Annotated in this window: 13 protein-coding genes; 7 read left to right on the top strand and 6 right to left on the bottom strand. The window is 36.7% G+C overall.

Features of this window, described 5'->3' with window-relative positions; genetic code table 11:
- Window positions 1-13 precede the first annotated feature (13 nt).
- On the top strand, window positions 14-1,825 hold the full coding sequence (locus H7U22_RS04565; protein ID WP_187070166.1) for a SusD/RagB family nutrient-binding outer membrane lipoprotein: 1,812 nt from the start codon (window positions 14-16) through the stop codon (window positions 1,823-1,825).
- A gap of 153 nt (window positions 1,826-1,978) precedes the next feature.
- Here H7U22_RS04565 and H7U22_RS04560 read toward each other — a convergent pair whose 3' ends face one another.
- Both H7U22_RS04560 and bshC read right to left on the bottom strand, forming a co-directional pair.
- On the bottom strand, window positions 1,979-3,064 hold the full coding sequence (locus H7U22_RS04560) for an Ldh family oxidoreductase (protein WP_187070165.1): 1,086 nt from the start codon (window positions 3,062-3,064) through the stop codon (window positions 1,979-1,981).
- 80 nt (window positions 3,065-3,144) lie between these two features.
- Window positions 3,145-4,731 carry a bacillithiol biosynthesis cysteine-adding enzyme BshC gene (gene bshC / locus H7U22_RS04555; protein WP_187070164.1) on the bottom strand — a complete coding sequence of 529 codons (1,587 nt, stop codon included), beginning with the start codon at window positions 4,729-4,731 and terminating at the stop codon, window positions 3,145-3,147.
- 183 nt (window positions 4,732-4,914) lie between these two features.
- Between bshC and H7U22_RS04550 the strand changes: the two genes are divergently transcribed.
- Window positions 4,915-7,689, top strand: a complete 2,775-nt coding sequence (locus tag H7U22_RS04550) for a TonB-dependent receptor (protein ID WP_187070163.1) — start codon at window positions 4,915-4,917, stop codon at window positions 7,687-7,689.
- A 97-nt stretch (window positions 7,690-7,786) separates the two neighbouring features.
- Here the strand turns inward: H7U22_RS04550 and H7U22_RS04545 are convergent, their stop codons facing one another.
- From H7U22_RS04545 to H7U22_RS04530, 4 genes are all read right to left on the bottom strand, one after another.
- Window positions 7,787-8,518 carry a hypothetical protein gene (locus H7U22_RS04545; protein ID WP_187070162.1) on the bottom strand — a complete coding sequence of 244 codons (732 nt, stop codon included), beginning with the start codon at window positions 8,516-8,518 and terminating at the stop codon, window positions 7,787-7,789.
- Window positions 8,519-8,626: 108 nt separating this feature from the next.
- Window positions 8,627-10,543 (bottom strand): DEAD/DEAH box helicase, encoded by a 1,917-nt coding sequence (locus H7U22_RS04540; RefSeq protein ID WP_187070161.1) that lies wholly within the window; start codon window positions 10,541-10,543, stop codon window positions 8,627-8,629.
- Window positions 10,544-10,691: 148 nt separating this feature from the next.
- A complete protein-coding gene (locus H7U22_RS04535; RefSeq protein WP_187070160.1) occupies window positions 10,692-11,480 on the bottom strand; it encodes a pseudouridylate synthase in 789 nt (262 codons plus the stop codon).
- A gap of 26 nt (window positions 11,481-11,506) precedes the next feature.
- Entirely contained in the window at window positions 11,507-11,974 is a 468-nt protein-coding gene (locus tag H7U22_RS04530; protein ID WP_187070159.1) for a DUF4293 domain-containing protein, read from the bottom strand.
- Window positions 11,975-12,058: 84 nt separating this feature from the next.
- Here H7U22_RS04530 and truA point away from each other — a divergent pair, with 84 nt between their 5' ends.
- The 5 genes from truA (at window position 12,059) to dctA (ending at window position 18,003) form a co-directional block, all read left to right on the top strand.
- Window positions 12,059-12,811 carry a tRNA pseudouridine(38-40) synthase TruA gene (gene truA, locus H7U22_RS04525; RefSeq protein WP_187070158.1) on the top strand — a complete coding sequence of 251 codons (753 nt, stop codon included), beginning with the start codon at window positions 12,059-12,061 and terminating at the stop codon, window positions 12,809-12,811.
- A 94-nt stretch (window positions 12,812-12,905) separates the two neighbouring features.
- Window positions 12,906-14,678 (top strand): ABC transporter ATP-binding protein, encoded by a 1,773-nt coding sequence (locus H7U22_RS04520; protein ID WP_187070157.1) that lies wholly within the window; start codon window positions 12,906-12,908, stop codon window positions 14,676-14,678.
- A 57-nt stretch (window positions 14,679-14,735) separates the two neighbouring features.
- Entirely contained in the window at window positions 14,736-15,761 is a 1,026-nt protein-coding gene (locus H7U22_RS04515) for an isoaspartyl peptidase/L-asparaginase family protein (RefSeq protein ID WP_187070156.1), read from the top strand.
- Window positions 15,761-16,603 (top strand): cyanophycinase, encoded by an 843-nt coding sequence (locus H7U22_RS04510; RefSeq protein WP_187070155.1) that lies wholly within the window; start codon window positions 15,761-15,763, stop codon window positions 16,601-16,603. The genes H7U22_RS04515 and H7U22_RS04510 overlap by 1 nt, the downstream gene beginning before the upstream one ends.
- A gap of 131 nt (window positions 16,604-16,734) precedes the next feature.
- Window positions 16,735-18,003, top strand: coding sequence for a C4-dicarboxylate transporter DctA (dctA, locus tag H7U22_RS04505; RefSeq protein ID WP_187070154.1), 1,269 nt, complete (start codon window positions 16,735-16,737; stop codon window positions 18,001-18,003).
- The last annotated feature ends 759 nt before the right edge of the window (window positions 18,004-18,762 follow it).

Raw genomic sequence — 18,762 nt, 5'->3', positions numbered from 1 at the left:
AATCCTTAGAAAAATGAAAACGATAAATAAATACATACTAGGATTGATTGCTTTAGCTACTGTAAGCCAATCCTGCAAAAAAGAATTAATAGATACCAATACCAATCCTAAAACGTTAAGTGATGCCAATCCTGAATTTTTATTTACAGGCGCTACGGCAGATTTTAATTTAACATCCAGAGGAAATACTGCACAGAAATACGCATCTACCATGACGTATATGCAGTATATCGTTGCTGATGGCGTTGATGCGAATGGTTTAGCAGGAAGTTATTGGAATCCAACAAAACCCATTGGTCCAAATCCAGGCTTCCCTTACTACAATGATTACTTTACTGGAAACGGACGTGATATGAATCGCATTATTGCGAAAATTAATTCTTTGCCTGATGCTCAAAAAAGTACCTATCAAAGTTTAAAAGCAATTTGTTCAATCATAAATACTTACCAAGCGTGGAAAGTTGCTGATGTTTTTGGAGCACTTCCTTACACTCAGGCATTTAATGATGTTCAATATCCGCTACCAGCTTATGATTTTGATTTTAACCTTTATAAAACCTTCGATACCCAATTAAAAGATGCAGCGATATTATTGAAAAACAGTACCGGTCAGTTTGCTTTGGGTGCTCAAGATTTCTTTTATAATGGTGATTATGCCAAATGGCTTTCTTTTGCTAATACGTTAAGAATTAAAATTGCTCAACGTTACGAGAAGCGTGACCCAGCTCAATTAACCGCAGTATTAACAGATATTGCTAATAATTTTGCAGGCAATATTATATCTTCAAACGATGCGTCTTTTGGGTATAACCAAACCCGCGATTGGAACAACAATGTGGATGATATCAATGTAATCCTATTTTCTTACAATGCGGCCTTTCCTTTTGTAGAGTACTTAAAATCTACCAATGATCCACGAATCGGGTTTATGGTTCGTCAGAATGATTTTGGAGCCAACTATAAAAACTATTTAGTAGTACAGCAAAAGGGCGATGCAGCAGCGCAAGCCGCTTTATTGCAGCCCGAAAATCAGGTGCGTTATTGGGGTAAACATACCTTTCCAGCTTCTGCAAGCACTACCTATGGTTCGACAGGTGGCGATCGTTTCAAAACTTTTACCATTACTGGTGGTACTCAAACTTTAGGGTTTTTATCTGCAATACAAAGTAGACTATTTATTAAGAATGGTGGCTTCGGAGGCTTCGATGCTCGTTCATCAAAAGATTTATTACATGATGATGAGCCATTTGTTGATGGTGCAACCGTAAAAATGCGGACTCCTTATTTAACCTATGCTGAAACTTGCTTTATGATGGCAGAGATTGCTCAAAAAGGAGGTAATGGCTTAGGAAAATCGGCTTCTCAATGGTTTTATGCGGGCGTTCAAGCATCCTTCGATGCTTACAAAGCAGCTGCTATTTCCACAAATGTTCCAAATGCTGCAAACATTACTATTGGAAATTTTGCAACAACTCTACCATTTTTAGGCTTGCCAAGCATCTACTCTCAAGCATGGGTTAATTATTTAATGCAGCCAGAAGAATCTTGGGCAATGTGGAAAAGAACAGGTTATCCTCAGTTTACAGACGTGAGACCAGGAAATAATGGTTTAATCGGAACATCATCAATCGCTTATTTAGAAAGTCTTTATGATGGTAGTCAGAATTTGCTTATTCCAAGACGAAATTCTTTGGATTTAAGTTCTGGTTCTAACCTTAATTCTGCAAATTATGCAGCGGCAATCCAAGCAATGATTGCAAAAGATGCAGCTTATGGAATTAACGCGCAAGATACAAAAGGAAGAATTTGGTGGGATAAACAATAAAAACCGATGCAGTATTTGTTAGTTTAAACTAGCGAATACTGCACAATCACCAAAATGGAATTCTCAGCCCAGTATGGTGGGTTATAACCATATATGTTAGTTAAGCCGTAGATTCTGGTTAAATCTGCGGCTTTTTACATGGATGCTTTTGCGTTAAACTAAACCTTCAATTCCAAGTTTTTCTGCCAATTCATTCAAATCCTTAACCACAACATCAATAATTGGAATGCCGCTAACTTTTCTTTCCAATTCAAATTCATGTTCTGGCTCTCCCGGAATAATAACTTTCTTATTAGGATCAATAGTTTCAGCACTTTTGAAGCGTTCTATCCAATTATCTAAATGGCTTTTAAAATCTTCTTTTGGGCGGAAACCATCAACTCGCATGGCGCCTAAAAAATGACCCAAACCTTCTCCAACAGGATTTGCTGATGGTTCTAAGAAAGCAACAAAAGGAGGCACCCAAGGTCCGTAATTTGCACCAGAAAGCACAGCCGATAAAATATCTACAGTTGCACCTAATCCGTAACCTTTATGGCTTCCATGATCTTTATCACTTCCTAGAGGTAATAACGAACCACCACTTTTCAATTCGTTAGGATCGGTTGAGCTTACTCCATTTTTATCTTGAACCCATCCATCAGGAATGCTCTTATTTGCTCGTTGAGCAATTTCTAATTTTCCATTTGCAGCTGCCGCAGTTGCCATATCAATAATTACCGGAGGATATTTTCCAGCTGGGAAAGCGTAACACATAGGGTTGGTTCCCAATAATCTTTCGCTTGAGTAAGTGGGTGCTACAAGCGGACTTGCATTAGTCATGCTGATGCCAATCATATCTTGCTCTACAGCCATCAATGCATGATAACCTGCAATACCAAAATGATTTGAATTTTTAACAGATACCCAGCCACTTCCATATTTTTCTGCTTTTTCTATGGCTATTTTCATCGCAAAAGGCGCAACAACCAGCCCCAAACCTGCATCACCGTCAACTGTTGCTGTAGTCGGCGTTTCATGTACAATTTTGATATTTGGATTGGCATTAATCCGTTTCTTTTCCCAAAGGCGAACATAACCACTTAAACGTGCAACGCCATGCGAATCAATTCCACGTAAATCAGAACGGATTAGAACATCAGTTGCTAGGGCAGCGTCTTCATCAGAACAGCCCATTTTTTTGAAGACGTTATAGGTAAAAGTTCGAAGTGTGTTTTCGGTAAAAGTTATGAAGTTCATTTTTTTTATTTTCCATCCTTGCGAGGTACAAAGCAATGTTATTTGAAGCGATTGCTTCGTACCTCGCAAGGACGATTAAGTTAAGGCAATAACAAAGTGAAATCGCCACCTAAAGGTTCAAAGTTTTCTATGCACGAAGAAAGAAAATCTTCCCCATAATTTACATACATGGGTGCAATATTTAAAATTCTTTCTTGTAAGGTTCCGTTAGGGAAAAGCCTCTTTTTAACATTATCAATTTGAAGCAAAGCCACTTCATGTTTCCGTTTCTCGGCCCTAAATAACTTCTTTTCCAAATTCGCCAAAAGGTGATTGGTTTTCTGCTTTGCTGTATCGGTAGAAACGGAAAGCGTTTTATCTATCTTGTAAGCATTTAATTTTATCTGGTCGAATATGCTGTTAATCGCCCTTGTTTCATCGGCTAAAATCAGTTGTGCGGTAGAATTTTTTCTCACCCAAATATTTTTCAGTTCTTCTGCAGAAAGGAAAAAATCTTCTAGTTCAAAACCTAAACTGTAAATATTTTGAGCGCTTCTTTTATCAATTAATAAAGCCGAGTTGCGTAAAAGTAATACAGGAAAATCTACTTTATAAAAATCGAAATTAGCTTTTAATTGCATCCAATAAGCAACTTCAGCACCACCACCAATGTAAGCGATGTTCGGTAAAATTACCTCTTGATACATGGGGCGCATCACTACATTCGGACTAAAACGTTCTGGATGGGTATCTATTTCCGTTTTAATCTCTGCTTCCGTAAAACTGATCTCGGTGTGGTTTACAGTATATTTTTCATCCTTCAAAATAATCCGTTCACGAAGATTATCTTTTAAATAAAAGAAATTAATATCGCGTCCGTTTACTTGAGATTTATAGCCGTTTTCTTCTAGTTTTTTAGAAGTCTCCTCAATAATTCTCGAGCTGTTTTCTTCAATTATATCTTTAGTAATGATATTTGCGAACTGCTTTTTCAATCTGGCATCATCGGCGTTAACAATCACCAAGCCATATCTTTCAAAAAGATTGTTTACCAAAAATCTGGTTGCATCAGCTAAATTATCATGCTCTAAATAAGCCTGTTCAACCAATTTGGCGATTCTTTTACCATTTTTAGAAATACCTAAATAACCTTTATAAGCAAGAACGGCTGCGGCCACGGTTTTGGTACTTAATCTTCCGGTTGCGCCATTGGTTTGCTGAATCCAGCTGATGTTTTTTTCATCAACGCTTACATGATTTATTTCGTCAAAATCATGATCCTCAGTAGCCATCCAATAAACAGGAATAAAGTTTTTATCTGGATGCGCCATCTTTAATTCTATGGCAAGATTTATTGTGGTAACAATTTTATAAATAAAATATAATGGCCCGGTAAAGAGATTTAGCTGATGGCCAGTTGTAACTGTAAATGTATTATCGAGCGTTAATAACTCAATATTTTTAATAACCGATTTATTAGGCTTAAGATGCTCGTATTGCTGAAGTAATACGTCAGACAAAGTTTTTCTATTGCCAATAAAATGTCTGTTTTCTATTGCTTTTGCCAAGCCATCCATATCAGGACGAAAACTATAAAAGGCCGAAAGGTCTTCTTGGTTATTTATATAATCTAAAACCAATTTAGAAAAAGAACCGGTTTCTTGATATGAAATATATTTTGCCTGCATAATTCGCTAAAGTAAGGCAATTTAGGAACAAATATTTTTTGATGTCTATATTTTACATTTAGTAAATAATAATTTAGCACTAAAACGTATTGTCACTAAAAAGTTAAATACTACTTAAATAGTCGTCTATTTGTTTTATTTTCTATATTTGGATAATAAATTCACTTAAACAAATAACAACGTATGCGTAAAAAACTTTACCCTATTCTTACATCCCTCATTTTATTTTCTTTCAGTTTACAAGCACAAACTATTAAAGGTGTTGTTAGCGATTCGCTCCAAACCATTATTGGCGCAACCATTACCGTTAGCGGTCAGGGTTTAAAATCTGCTACTAATGCGCAAGGTGCCTATCAAATCAAACTTTCATCCGCTGGAACTTATTCGGTTACGGCAAGCTATTTAGGTTACCAAACGCAACAGAAACAAGTTAAAGTTGGTGAAGGTGAAACTAAGGAGTTAAACTTTACCCTCTTAGAAAATAAAAACGATTTGGACGGAATTGTGGTAATTGGCTCAAGAAGCGCACCTCGATCTCAATTAGAAACAGCGGTTCCAGTAGATTTAGTCGATGTTAGAAAGATTGCGCAGAATGCACCTCAAGTTTCTTTGAGCCAGATTTTAAATTATGTAGCTCCTTCATTTACATCTAATGTTGCCAATTTAACAGATGGGACAGATCACATCGATCCAGCATCCTTAAGAGGATTGGGCCCTGATCAGGTTTTAGTTTTAATTAATGGTAAACGCCGCCATACTTCCTCGTTAATTAACATTAATGGAAGCTTAGGGAAAGGCTCTGTAGGTACGGATTTAAATGCAATTCCAACCGCAGCCATTAAAAGAATAGAAGTTTTACGTGATGGCGCTGCAGCCCAATATGGATCGGATGCAATTGCTGGTGTTATCAATATTATTTTAAATGAAGATGTGAACAAACTTACGGCAAGTATTACTGGAGGTGGTTTTGCCGGTAAGCATTCTGATGGTTTAGATGGGCAAACTGCTCAGGCCAATGTTAATTATGGCGTTAAATTAAATGATAAAGGTGGGTTTTTAAATTTAACAGGCTCATTTGATTATCGCGACTTTGCATCTCGTACTACACCATATAGCGGTGTGATTTTTACAGATTACAATAATCCAACATTATATCCAACACCAACAGGCGTTAATATAACAGATGCTGAATTGGTAAGAAGAGGCTTAACTCGTGCTGATTTTGTTCCAAATATCGGACAAAGTAAAAACCGTGGTGGCGCATTATTCTTTAATGCAGTTGTTCCGGTAGCTGATCATGCGGAGATATACGCATTTGGGGGTTTAAATTCTAGAAATGGAACTTCGACTGCATTTTATAGAACACCAAGACAATTAACTCAAACCAATGCTACTATTTACCCGAATGGATTTTTGCCTCAGATTGTGACTGATAACAGCGATCAATCTTTAGCCATTGGTATTCGTGGAAAATTAGGAGAATGGAAAACAGATTTCAGTAATACTTACGGTCGTAACCAGATCAATTTCACAACTGCAAATACGCTTAATGCTTCAATGTTAACGGCATCACCAACATCATTTGATGCCGGTGGTTATGATTTTGTTCAAAATACGACCAATCTGGATTTTACTCGCTTCTTTAAAAATACTTTGAGTGGTATAAACGTTGCTTTTGGGGCAGAACACCGTTATGAAAATTATAAAATTATAGCGGGAGAAGAAGCATCGTATGCCAATTATGGAAATGCAATTAATGTAGGAACTACTGCAAATCCTATTTTAATTCCAAATTTTAAAGGAAATATTTCCACTCGTTTTGCAGCTAATGGCGCTGCCTACACTGGTGGAGCACAAGGTTTTCCTGGTTTTAGTGCAGATAATGCAACGAATGTAAGCCGTTCTTCTGTAGCTGGTTATGGAGATATTGAAGTTAACTTCACTGAAAAATTTTTAGTTGATGGAGCAATTCGTTTCGAAAACTATTCAGATTTTGGATCAACACTTAACTTTAAAATTGCTGGCCGATATAAATTTTCTGATAAATTTTTGCTCCGTGGTGCCGTTAGTACGGGCTTTAGAGCACCATCTTTACAACAACGTTATTTTAATGCAACATCTACTGTGTTTACAGATGGTATTTTCACTGAATCTGGAACTTTTGCCAATGATAGTCGTGTAGCTCAACTTTTAGGTATTCCAAAATTAAAAGAGGAAACATCTAACAGTTATAGCGCTGGTTTCACTTCAAACTTGGGTAAGATTAAAATTACGGTAGATGGATATTTAATCCGTATTGATAACCGTGTAATTTATACAGGTGGTTTTACTGGTAGTAACGCTGCAAGTGCATCTGCACAGGATAAAGAAATCTACAATATCTTACGTCAGGCAAATGCAAGTACAGCACGTTTCTTTGCAAATGCAGTAAATACAGAAACTAAAGGCGTAGATGCAGTTGTTTCATATTCTACAAGTTTGGGTAAGGGTACTTTAAGGACAGATCTTGCCGGAACAATTTCTAAAACTTCATTAGTTGGTGGGATTAATACATCGCCGCTTTTAGCTGGAAAGGAAAGTATTTATTTAGATGATGCTAGTATAATTTTATTAACTAAGGTTGTGCCTCGCCTTAAAGCGAATTTAACTTTCGATTACAGTATTGATAAATTTAATGTGTTTTTGCGTAATGTTTATTTTGGTAAAGTTTCGCAACCAACAAATACAGTTGTAAACCAACAAGAATTACCGGGTCGCGTAATCACAGATTTGGGCTTAGGTTATAACTTAACCAAAAGCTTAAAACTTACAGTAGGTGCTAACAACATTTTTGATGTGTATCCAGCAGAACTTTTATTAGGTAGCCAAGGAACATCAGGTATTTTATATCCGAACCAAGCACCACAATTCGGTTTCTTGGGTCGTTATGTATTTACCCGTGTGAATTTTAATTTCTAAAGTAAAATGGAAATAAAAAAATCCGAAGGCTTAATAGCTTTCGGATTTTTTTTGCAAATAGATTTTGGCTTTTGATTTTCTTAAGGGTTTTTATATCCTATATAAAACCATTAAAAACAGCATTAAATTTATCTAATAAACGCTTTTTGGCCTCTCCGTCGTTTAGTGGGTATGGTTTTGTAGACTGATCGAGCTTTATTTTTTCAGTTTCTATTAAATCGATATATTTTTTCAATTTCGGCGGAGCTTCAAAGTAAAATATGCTTGATGCTGGGAGGTTATCATAGTGTCTATATATAATTTTATCACAATTTATTTTAACGAGTAATTTAGAAATTAGTTTAGGTTTAGCGGAATTTACTAAACGGATGCTATAGATCGAATCTGATAACTTTATTCCATAACGATAATAATTACCTAAAAGAAAAGAATAAATCTGCTCATCGGTTTTGAATATACTGTCTGGCAGCTCGTCGTTTATTCCGTAATAATTGTTCAAAGTTTTAGAAAGTTCGGGCGAATACATTTCATTAAAAGAAGTATCTACAGTAACGTTTAATTTTTCTTTTATAAATTTGGATAAGAACTCTATGGCAGGTTTTTCATTAGGATAATATTTGTCAATCTGTTTTTCTCTTTTAACGGCGTAAAATTGACTTATATAATCGCTTAAGGTGCCAAGTAAGAAATAGTTAGCATCAATTTTTGGAATAACATTATCGGCTATTTTTGTTGGATAAAGTTTAATTTGTCCTTGAGCAAATGCTATTGTGTTTGAAGTGAATATCATCACCATCAATATCACTTTGGTTGTTTTTATTCGGAGCATTATATATAGTTTTTTAAATATAGTACTAAATATATTACGAACGATATTAAACAAAAAAGCCGTCCTGATTGATCATCAGAACGGCTATAAAATATTTGGTTTAGTGATTTACCATTTTTTTCTGCGTTCGCCACTTCCGCCTTCACGACTTCCACCTTCTCTGCGTCCACTTCCGCCAGTGTTGCCACCTTTGTCATCACGGCTACGTCCAGAGAAATCTCTGAAACCGCCACCGCCGTTTCCACCTTCACGTCTTTCGCCACCGCCAGATCTTCTTTCGCCTCCGCCGCGGTAACCACCGCCGCCTCCGCCACTTCTTCTCTCGCCGCCGAAACCACCGCCACCAGATCTTCTTTCACCACCACCGCGTCTTTCGCCACCGCCTTCACGTGGGCTATCTCCGCTTTTTTCGATACGAACACTACGACCGTTGAATTCTACAGATTTAAATCCTTCGAAAACTTTATCAGCAACATCATCTTCTACTTCAAAGAAAGAGAAAACACCTTTCAAATCGATTTTTCCAACGCTTTTGCCAGCAATTTTTCCGTTGTTACAGATAAATGATAACATATCGCCACGTGTAAATTCATCTACAGAACCTAAATTGATGAACAAACGAGTGTAACCTTCGCTACCACGTCCACGTCCACCTCTTTCGCCACGCTCGCCTCTTTCACCACGATCATCGCCAACTGCAGCGTTTAAATCAGGAGCTTTAGAATAGTAATCTAAGAAACGGTTGAATTCTAATGATGCAAAACGTTTAATAACATCTTCTTTGGATAAATCCTTAAACTCATCCATTATCCGAGGAATGTATTGATCTATTTGCTCAACATTAACTTCTACATTATGTACTTTATGTACTAAAGAGAATAATTGTTTTTCACAAACATCAAATCCTGTAGGTAACTCAGCTTTAGTAAATTGTTTACCAATAATGCGTTCCAACTGACGGATTTTTCCAACTTCTTTAGAGTTGATGATACAGATTGAAATACCAGTTTTACCAGCACGACCGGTACGGCCAGAACGGTGAGTATAACTTTCAATCTCATCAGGTAAAGAGTAGTTAATTACGTGTGTAACACCACTTACATCGATACCACGAGCAGCAACATCAGTAGCGATTAACAATTGCATGTTACGCTCACGGAAACGTTGCATTACTTTATCACGTTGTTGTTGCGATAAATCGCCGTGTAAAGCATCAGCATTGTAACCATCTTTAATTAAATGCTCTGCAACATCTTGTGTATCCAATTTGGTTTTACAAAATACTACTGCAAAAATTTCAGGGTTGAAATCAACAATACGTTTTAAGGCCGCGTATTTATCACGAGCACGAACGATATAATATTCGTGTTCGATGTTTACGTTACCCGTGTTTTTTGTGCCCATTGTTAATTCTACAGGGTTATCCATATAGTTCTTAGCTATACGGCGAACTTCTGCTGGCATTGTAGCCGAGAACAACCAGGTTTTTTTGTCATCAGGAGTAGTTGATAAAATGTCGTTAATGTCATCCTGGAAACCCATGTTTAACATTTCGTCAGCTTCATCAAGCACAACAAATTTAACTGCAGAAAAATCAATTGCCTTACGGCCAATGATATCCAACATACGGCCGGGCGTGGCCACTACAATTTGTACGCCTTGGCGTATTTCGCGTAGTTGTTGCATAATGTTAGCGCCACCGTAAACGGCAACAACATGAGCATTAGCAACGTTTTTAGAAAAGTTTTTAAGGTCGTTAGTGATTTGTAGGCAAAGCTCACGAGTTGGACACAAAATTAGTGCCTGTGGCTTATTACTTTTAAAATCAATTAGTTCTAACAGCGGCAAACCAAATGCGGCTGTTTTTCCTGTTCCTGTTTGGGCCAAACCAACAAAATCATTAGTGCCTTCTAACAGTACAGGAATACTTTGTTCCTGAATAGGAGTTGGAGTTTCAAATCCAAGGTCCTTTACGGCATTAACGACGTCATCACTTATCCCCAATAATTTAAATGGGTTTGTCATTCGTCTTTTATTTTTTAATTGAGCCGCAAAGGTAAGGTTAATAATCCGTATTTTACTGATAGTTAACTAAATAGTTTTTAATCGTAATGATTTGAAAATTAGGGCTTAAGCTTTTTTATAGATGGATTAGTGGAGTGAGGTGCCTCAATTAAACTTTTTGGATGGCAATTCCTTTAAACATGTGCCTAAAAATAGGTTCGCATTTTTCTTTGCAACAGGCATAAAAATCTCCATGTTTCCAGAAATTGGATTTTGGCGATTGTCCCCACCAGAATTCTGCCATCGCAATCGGCTTCATTTTATGCAAAAAAGAATACTGTAAAAGTTTTGGCGCTGCGCATTCTCCAGCCCCTGCAGGCGGGTTTTTATGACCGATATCTTTAAAAATTTCAATTAGGTTTTTTTCTTCACCAGCCTGATTAAGAAAATGGTAATGTTCAAAAATTTTGTTTTGAAGCACTACTGAATAATTTCTTCTAGCTATTTTTAATTGATGGATTTGATCTTTTAAGTCTGGATTATTTTGTTCTTCTAAACTCTTTATTTTCAGATTCATTTCGCTGAGGGCTTCCATTCCAATATTTAGAAAGCTGTTTTCAGTAAGCAGATCGAAAACAGGCGGAACAAAGTTTGCGTGTTGATTGCTTCCCGCTAATTTGCCAGAAAAGGCAGATAGAAATCCAATTTCGTTATTTTGATTTTGAACCACAAGAACCCCGAACATTTTACCAATAATAGCACCGTTATCCTGATCTGATAAGCCAAAATTATGTGTCCAATCGGTTTGATTAGTTAAATAACTTTGCAATTGTTTGGCGGCCAACAAACATAGTTGATGCGGCTTTTCAACCATCAAACTGAGATAATCTGGAATAGAAATGTCGTTTAGGTCTTCATTAAAGTAGGTAAAAAATGGGTCTATTGGAGATTGGGACATTACTTTGAGTATAATAGGCAGAAAACTTACCTCAGCCTTTCAGCCGAACGAATTAACCTTTCATCTTTATTGATGCCAAAAATGGCCAATACACAGAATAAGATTGCCAATGCTGGTAAATAGGCGCCGACTCCAAAACTTGCTCCATCTAAACCTCCTGGGATTTTTTTTGCATAAATACTACACCAAAATGCAAAACCACCGATAGCTGCAATATTAAAAATGATGATTCGCTTTTGAAGACTTCTTCTCTTGAAGTTGAAAATATTAATAAAAGCCAGTGCAGCAACGGCAATATTTGTAATGAGCAATGGGAAAAAGGGCTGTACACTTAAGCTTGACATATTATTGTCTTCAAATTTTTGATGTAAGCCATTTGTATATATTTCCGATTTAGCCCCATTAATTTCTTTTGTTGCGATTGGTAAAACCAACATTAAAATCAGCGTAAGAGTTGCTAAAAAAAGCCAGATAGATTGTATTCTTTGTATCATGTTAATTTAATAATTGAAGCAAATATATTTAAAAGCAATATATCAACTCATCAAATACAAAGAAAAAAGTATTTTTGCATCGCTTTGAGTAAAAAAAGATATTTCATACAGCTTTCTTATGATGGCAGCTTATACCATGGCTGGCAAATTCAGCCTAACGCAATAACGGTTCAGGAGTTGTTAGATAAGGCAATGTCTACTTATTTTAGGCAAACTATAGAAACCTTAGGCTGTGGTAGAACCGATGCCGGTGTACACGCTACTGATTTTTATGCGCACTTTGATGTTGAAAATATTGAGGAGGAAAAGGTTATAAAATCGGTAGCTGGAATTAATGCCATGTTGCCGTATCAAATTGCAACAAAAACTGTAATTCCTGTAAGCAATGAGGCGCATGCACGTTTTGATGCCATTGCTAGAGCATATAAATATTATATCCATTTTGACAAAGATCCTTTTAAATTCAATCGATCTTGGCTGCTTAAAGATAAATTGGATGTTGATTTAATGAACAATGCAGCCGAACAGTTGTTAAATTATACCGATTTTTCTTGCTTTAGTAAATCCAACACACAAACCTTTACCAATAATTGCAAAGTAACCAAGGCAGTTTTTGAAGAGGTAGAAAATGGATTGGTTTTTACCATTCAAGCCGATCGCTTTTTAAGAAACATGGTGCGGGCAATAATGGGAACTTTGGTTAGAGTAGGGAAACGCGAAATAGATTTAGACGATTTTAAAGCCATAATAGAAAGTAAAAACCGAAGTAAGGCTGGTCAATCAGTTCCTGCTTGTGGCTTATATTTAGTAAAAGTTAAATATCCTTATTTGGGTTAATTAGCTTAATCGGTGAATTGTTTAACTGGTTAATTAATGAATTACCTACAGCGCAATTAACCAATTTATACAATTTAAACAGTTAAACACGATAATGGCAGTAACAGGCGACGTATATAACACAGGATTACTGAGACGTATTTTTCAATACGTAAAGCCTTATCGTTCCGTTTTTATTTGGTCGGTAATTTTAACCATTTTACTTGCTGCAATTTCTCCCGTTCGTCCGTTTTTAATTAAATACACGCTAGATCATTACATCTTAACAGGCAAATATTCTGGTTTGGTAAATATGACCATGCTGATGGTTTTTATGTTGATTCTTCAAACTTTAATTCAATATAACCACACGCTTTTAACCAATACTTTGGGGCAATCTGTTATTCGCGATTTAAGAATAAATGTATTTAACCATATTACTAAACTCCGACTTAAATACTTCGATAAAACGCCAATTGGTCAATTAATTACGCGAACAGTTTCTGATTTGGAAACCATTGCCGATATTTTTTCGGAGGGATTAATTTCTATGATTGGCGATACACTCCAGGTTATTGTAATTATTGGAGTAATGCTTTATACCGATTGGGAATTGAGTTTGGTTGTGCTTTTGCCTATTCCGCTTCTGATTATCGCAACTCGAAAATTTCAAAAAGCAATTAAGGTTTCTTTTCAGGAAATCAGGAACGAAGTATCAAATTTAAATACCTTCTTGCAAGAGCATATTACAGGCGTTTCAATTGTACAGTATTTTGCAAGAGAGAAGCAGGAATATAGAAAATTTAATGCGATTAATAAACGCTATCGTGATGCAAATATTCGTTCCAATTGGTATTACTCTATCTTTTTCCCCGTAGTCGAATTAATTTCGGCAATGTCTTTGGGTTTATTGGTTTGGTATGGCTCGAAAAGTATTTTGGCTAAACCGCTTGATGTTACTCCCGGAACTATAACCCAGTTTATTATGTATTTGGGAATGGTTTTTACGCCAATTCGCCAGCTGGCTGATAAATTTAATACCCTTCAAATGGGAATGGTTGGTGCAGAACGTGTATTTAAAGTTTTGGATACTGATGAAAGTACCCCAAATTTAGGCACACAAAAACCCGAAAAACTAGAAGGAAACATTCAGTTTAAAAATGTTTGGTTTGCATATAATGACGATAATTATGTATTGAAAGATTTATCTTTTGAGGTAAAGGCCGGACAAACCATTGCCTTGGTTGGCGCAACAGGAGCAGGAAAATCATCTACAATTAATATTCTAAATCGCTTTTACGAAGTTAAAAAGGGAGAAATTACTGTTGACGGCATTGATATTGAAGATTTGGAACTTGATTATTTGCGCAGCCATATTGCAACGGTACTGCAGGATGTATTTTTGTTTTCGGATACGATTTTAAATAACATCACTCTAAATAATCCAGAAATTACACTTGAAGAGGTTGTTAACGCGGCTAAAAAAGTTGGCGCTCACGAATTTATTGAGCGTTTGCCTGGCGGTTATCAATACAATGTAATGGAAAGAGGTGCAACCCTTTCTGCTGGTCAGGCGCAGTTAATTTCTTTTATTCGAGCACTGGTTCATAATCCAGCAATTTTAGTTTTAGATGAGGCAACTTCATCCGTAGATACCGAAACGGAACTGTTAATTCAAAAGGCGATAGATAGTTTAATGGAAGGTAGAACATCAATTGTAATTGCACACCGTTTATCTACGATTCAAAAGGCCGATCAAATTATTGTTCTGGATAAGGGCGAAATTAAAGAGCGAGGAACCCATCAGCAGTTATTAAAGATAAACGGCTATTATAAAAAGCTTTACGACCTCCAATTCTCATCAGAGGGGATTGCCAAAAGTTCTTAAATCTTATTTTTTTCGATTAATTTCTTAAATTGACATCTTCTTAAACTCAATTCGAAGATGAAATCTTTAAAACTATTTGCTTTACTATTTTTTTTTATATCTGCTTTAAATGTTTCTGCACAGCAGAAAAAATATGTCATGGTAATTCATGGCGGTGCGGGTACAATTCTTAAAAAGAATATGACACCAGAAAAGGAAGCGGCTTATGTTGCTGCGTTAACTGCAGCTTTAAATGCCGGTTATGCAGAAATTAAGGCAGGCAAAACAAGTTTGGATGCCGTTGAAGCAACCATTCATGTTTTAGAAAACGATCCTCATTTTAATGCAGGTAAGGGCGCAGTTTTTACACATGATGGTCGCAATGAATTGGATGCTGCAATTATGGATGGAAAAACCTTAATGGCTGGTGCAGTTGCAGGCGTAACAACAATCAAAAATCCAATCTCTGCTGCTCGTGCCGTAATGGAAAAATCTGAACACGTAATGATGTTTGGTGATGGAGCTGATAAATTTGCCAAAGAAGTAGGTTTAGAAATCGTTGATCCTAAATATTTTTGGACAAAAGAACGTTGGGATGGTTTGCAGGATGCGATAAAAGAAGATTCTACCAAAGCCGTTTTAGATCATGGAAGTAAAAAATCTTCACTTTTAGGAACCATTAATCACGATTATAAATTTGGTACCGTTGGATGTGTCGCATTAGATAAGGCCGGAAACTTAGCTGCGGGAACATCAACCGGCGGCATGACGAATAAAAAATACGGACGTGTTGGCGATTCGCCAATTATTGGTGCCGGAACTTATTGCAATAACGAAACAGCAGGTATTTCTTGTACGGGCTGGGGCGAATTTTATATTCGTAATGTAGTGGCCAAAACCATTTCAGATTTAATGGAATATAAAGGTTTATCAGTAGCTGATGCCTCTAAAATTGTATTGGATAAAGTTGGCAAAATGGGAGGCGATGGTGGCTTAATTGCTTTGGATAAAAAGGGAAATGTAGCCATGCCATTTAATACAGAGGGAATGTACAGAGGTACGGTTACTGCTGATGGTAAAATAGAAGTTAACATTTATAAATAATGAAAACAGCCTTATTATTTCTATTTACCATCGCTTTATCAATCGGATTAAAAGCTCAAAACAACACTGCTAAGGGCAATTTGTTTATAATTGGAGGAGGCGATCGATCTGATGCTTTGATTAAACAACTGGTATCAACTGCGGATTTAAAGGCGAACGATTACATCATTATTTTGCCAATGGCGAGCGAAGTTCCAGATACTGGATTTAAATATATTTCTGCCCAGCTTAAACTGCAAACTAGCGTTGCGATTAGAAATTTCAACTTTAGTAAGCACGATGTTAATGATAAAAAATGGGTCGATTCTTTAGCTGGAGCAAAGCTGATTTATATTTTGGGTGGCGATCAAACCCGATTTATGAAGTCTGTTTTGAATACTCCAGTGTATAATGCAATTCATAAGGCATATCAAAATGGTTCTACCATTGCAGGCACAAGCGCTGGCGCAGCCGTGATGAGTAAATACATGATAACAGGAAAACAACTTCTGGATTCGGTATATAAAGAAACCTTTAATAAACTTCTGGATAAAAATATCGAATTTGCCGAAGGGATGGGTTTACTTCAAAATACAATTATCGATCAACATTTTTTAAAGCGCAATCGCTATAATCGATTAATTTCTGCATTGGCTTCTCATCCAGATTTGGTTTGTGTGGGGATTGATGAAAGTACAGCAATCATAGTCCATGGAAATAAGGCAACAGTTGCTGGCGATTCGCAAGTGATTCGCTTGGCAAGTCCGAAGAATTTAAAATCGACCGAAAAAGGCTTATTAAAGTTTAATCAGGCCGAATTCGGAATTTTTACCGCGGGCGATGTAATCGATATTAAGCCATAGTATTAACAATCTCATATTTTGAAACCTGTTTTAAGAAATTGAAACAGGTTTTTTTATTTTCAAGAGTTTCTCGATCTAAATTTTAGGCAAAGGAAAAATTAATCTATATTTCAGTCTTCAAAACTGATTTAATGAAATCAATCCTATCCAATTTAACTTTTCAGGTTCTTGTCGCCATTACGGTCGGAATCTTAGTTGGCGCTTACTTTCCTGGTTTTGCTCCAACAGCAAAATTAATTAGTCAAGGCTTTATCAATATGATTAGCATGCTAATCGCACCAATTATTTTCTTTACCATCGTTTTGGGTATTGCACATATGGGCGATATGAAAAAGGTTGGCCGGGTAGGAGGGAAAGCACTTTTGTACTTCGAAATTGTAAGTACAGTTGCAATTGCAATCGGCTTATTAGTTGCAAATATTCTTAAGCCTGGAGTTGGAATGGAAACTGGTGGTGGCGACGCTACGAAAATTGCGGGTTATGCGGAGCAGGCAAAAGAGATGAATTGGGCAGAATTTTTTCTTCATATTATTCCGCATAATGTAATCGCATCTTTCGCTGAAGGGAATATTTTACAGATCCTGTTTTTTGCAATTCTATTCGGTTATGGCTTAAATAAGCTGGGCGGCGAAGGAGCTTCAGTTTTAAATGCTTTTGATAAGATTTCTAAGGTGCTTTTTAAAATTATGAAAGTGGTAATGCGCTTAGCGCCAATTGGTGCTTTCGGCGGAATGGCTTTTAGTATAGGTACACATGGATTGCAGAGTATAATTGGGATGGCAAAACTAATGGGGTCGGTTTATTTAACCTGTATTCTTTTTATTTTTGTTGTTTTAAACGGAATCTGCAGGTATTATAAATTTAGTCTTTGGCAATACCTTAAATATATCCGTCAGGAAATTTTAATCGTATTAGGAACTTCTTCATCAGAATCTGCTTTGCCAAGTATGATGCAAAAAATGGAGGCCATCGGTTGTGATAAATCTGTTGTTGGCTTGGTAATACCGACGGGATATTCTTTTAATCTGGACGGAACAGCAATTTATTTAGCCATGGCGGTTATTTTTCTTTGTCAGGTTTTTCATGTCGATTTATCCATTGGGCAACAATTAACCATTTTGGCTATACTCATGGTAACGTCTAAAGGCGCTGCTGGTGTAACTGGAAGTGGTTTTATCGTTTTGGTTTCAACATTAACCGCTTTAAAAATTATGCCGATTGAGCACATCTCAATTTTAATTGGAGTAGATCGTTTTATGAGTGAAGCAAGAGCCATAACTAACGTAATCGGAAATGGAATCGCAACAATTGTAATTGCTAAAAGCGAAAATCAATTTGATGAAGCGAAGTATTTGAAGGCCATTCAACCAGCTATGATTGAGAAAAATGAGGAAGGTTAATGTAGAGTAAAAGGTTTCAACCACAGATGCACACAGATAAACACGGATTTGGTGTGGTTTTTATTTGCTACTAATACCAGAGATAGAGATCGCCTCGGTTTCGTGTCTCCACGAAACGAAATTGGTTTAGTGATTCGTGGAGACACGAACCAAAGCTCAGAGAGTAAAAAGTTTTTGACCACAGACGCACACAGATAAACACGGATTTGGTGTGATTTTTATTTGCTACTAATACCAGAGATAGAGATGGCCTCGGTTTCGTGTCTCCACGAAACGAAATTGGTTTAGTGGTTCGTGGAGACACGAGCCAAGGCTCAAGAGTAAAAAGTTTCAACCACAGATGCACACAGATAAACACGGATTTGGTGTGATTTTTATTTGCTACTAATACCAGAGATAGAGATGGCCTCGGTTTCGTGTCTCCACGAAACGAAATTGGTTTAGTGGTTCGTGGAGACACGAACCATGGCTCAAGAGTAAAAGGTTTCAACCACAGATGCACATAGATAAACGCGGATTTGGTGTGGTTTTCGTTTCGTGTCTCCACGAAACGAAATTGGTTTAGTGGTTGTGGAGACACGAGCCAAGGCTCAAGAGTAAAAGGTTTCAACCACAGATGCACACAGATAAACACGGATTTGGTGTGGTTTTTATTTGCTATTAATACCAGAGATAGAGATCGCCTCGGTTTCGTGTCTCCACGAAACGAAATTGGTTTAGTGGTTCGTGAAGACACGAACCAAGGCTCAAGAGTAAAAG

Origin of the sequence: Pedobacter fastidiosus, assembly GCF_014306625.1 — a bacterium.
Classification (GTDB): Bacteria; Bacteroidota; Bacteroidia; order Sphingobacteriales; family Sphingobacteriaceae; genus Pedobacter; species Pedobacter fastidiosus.
Note: the sequence above shows the minus strand (reverse complement) of the source record. Positions and strands in the feature narration are given on the sequence as shown.

Coding starts and splice junctions, on each gene's coding strand:
- bshC (WP_187070164.1), bottom strand. CDS start 4,731: ATGCAGGCAAAATATATTTCATATCAAGAAACCGGTTCTTTTTCTAAA.
- H7U22_RS04530 (WP_187070159.1), bottom strand. CDS start 11,974: ATGATACAAAGAATACAATCTATCTGGCTTTTTTTAGCAACTCTTACG.
- H7U22_RS04535 (WP_187070160.1), bottom strand. CDS start 11,480: ATGTCCCAATCTCCAATAGACCCATTTTTTACCTACTTTAATGAAGAC.
- dctA (WP_187070154.1), top strand. CDS start 16,735: ATGAAATCAATCCTATCCAATTTAACTTTTCAGGTTCTTGTCGCCATT.
- H7U22_RS04560 (WP_187070165.1), bottom strand. CDS start 3,064: ATGAACTTCATAACTTTTACCGAAAACACACTTCGAACTTTTACCTAT.
- H7U22_RS04545 (WP_187070162.1), bottom strand. CDS start 8,518: ATGCTCCGAATAAAAACAACCAAAGTGATATTGATGGTGATGATATTC.
- H7U22_RS04540 (WP_187070161.1), bottom strand. CDS start 10,543: ATGACAAACCCATTTAAATTATTGGGGATAAGTGATGACGTCGTTAAT.
- H7U22_RS04550 (WP_187070163.1), top strand. CDS start 4,915: ATGCGTAAAAAACTTTACCCTATTCTTACATCCCTCATTTTATTTTCT.
- H7U22_RS04515 (WP_187070156.1), top strand. CDS start 14,736: ATGAAATCTTTAAAACTATTTGCTTTACTATTTTTTTTTATATCTGCT.
- H7U22_RS04510 (WP_187070155.1), top strand. CDS start 15,761: ATGAAAACAGCCTTATTATTTCTATTTACCATCGCTTTATCAATCGGA.
- H7U22_RS04520 (WP_187070157.1), top strand. CDS start 12,906: ATGGCAGTAACAGGCGACGTATATAACACAGGATTACTGAGACGTATT.
- H7U22_RS04565 (WP_187070166.1), top strand. CDS start 14: ATGAAAACGATAAATAAATACATACTAGGATTGATTGCTTTAGCTACT.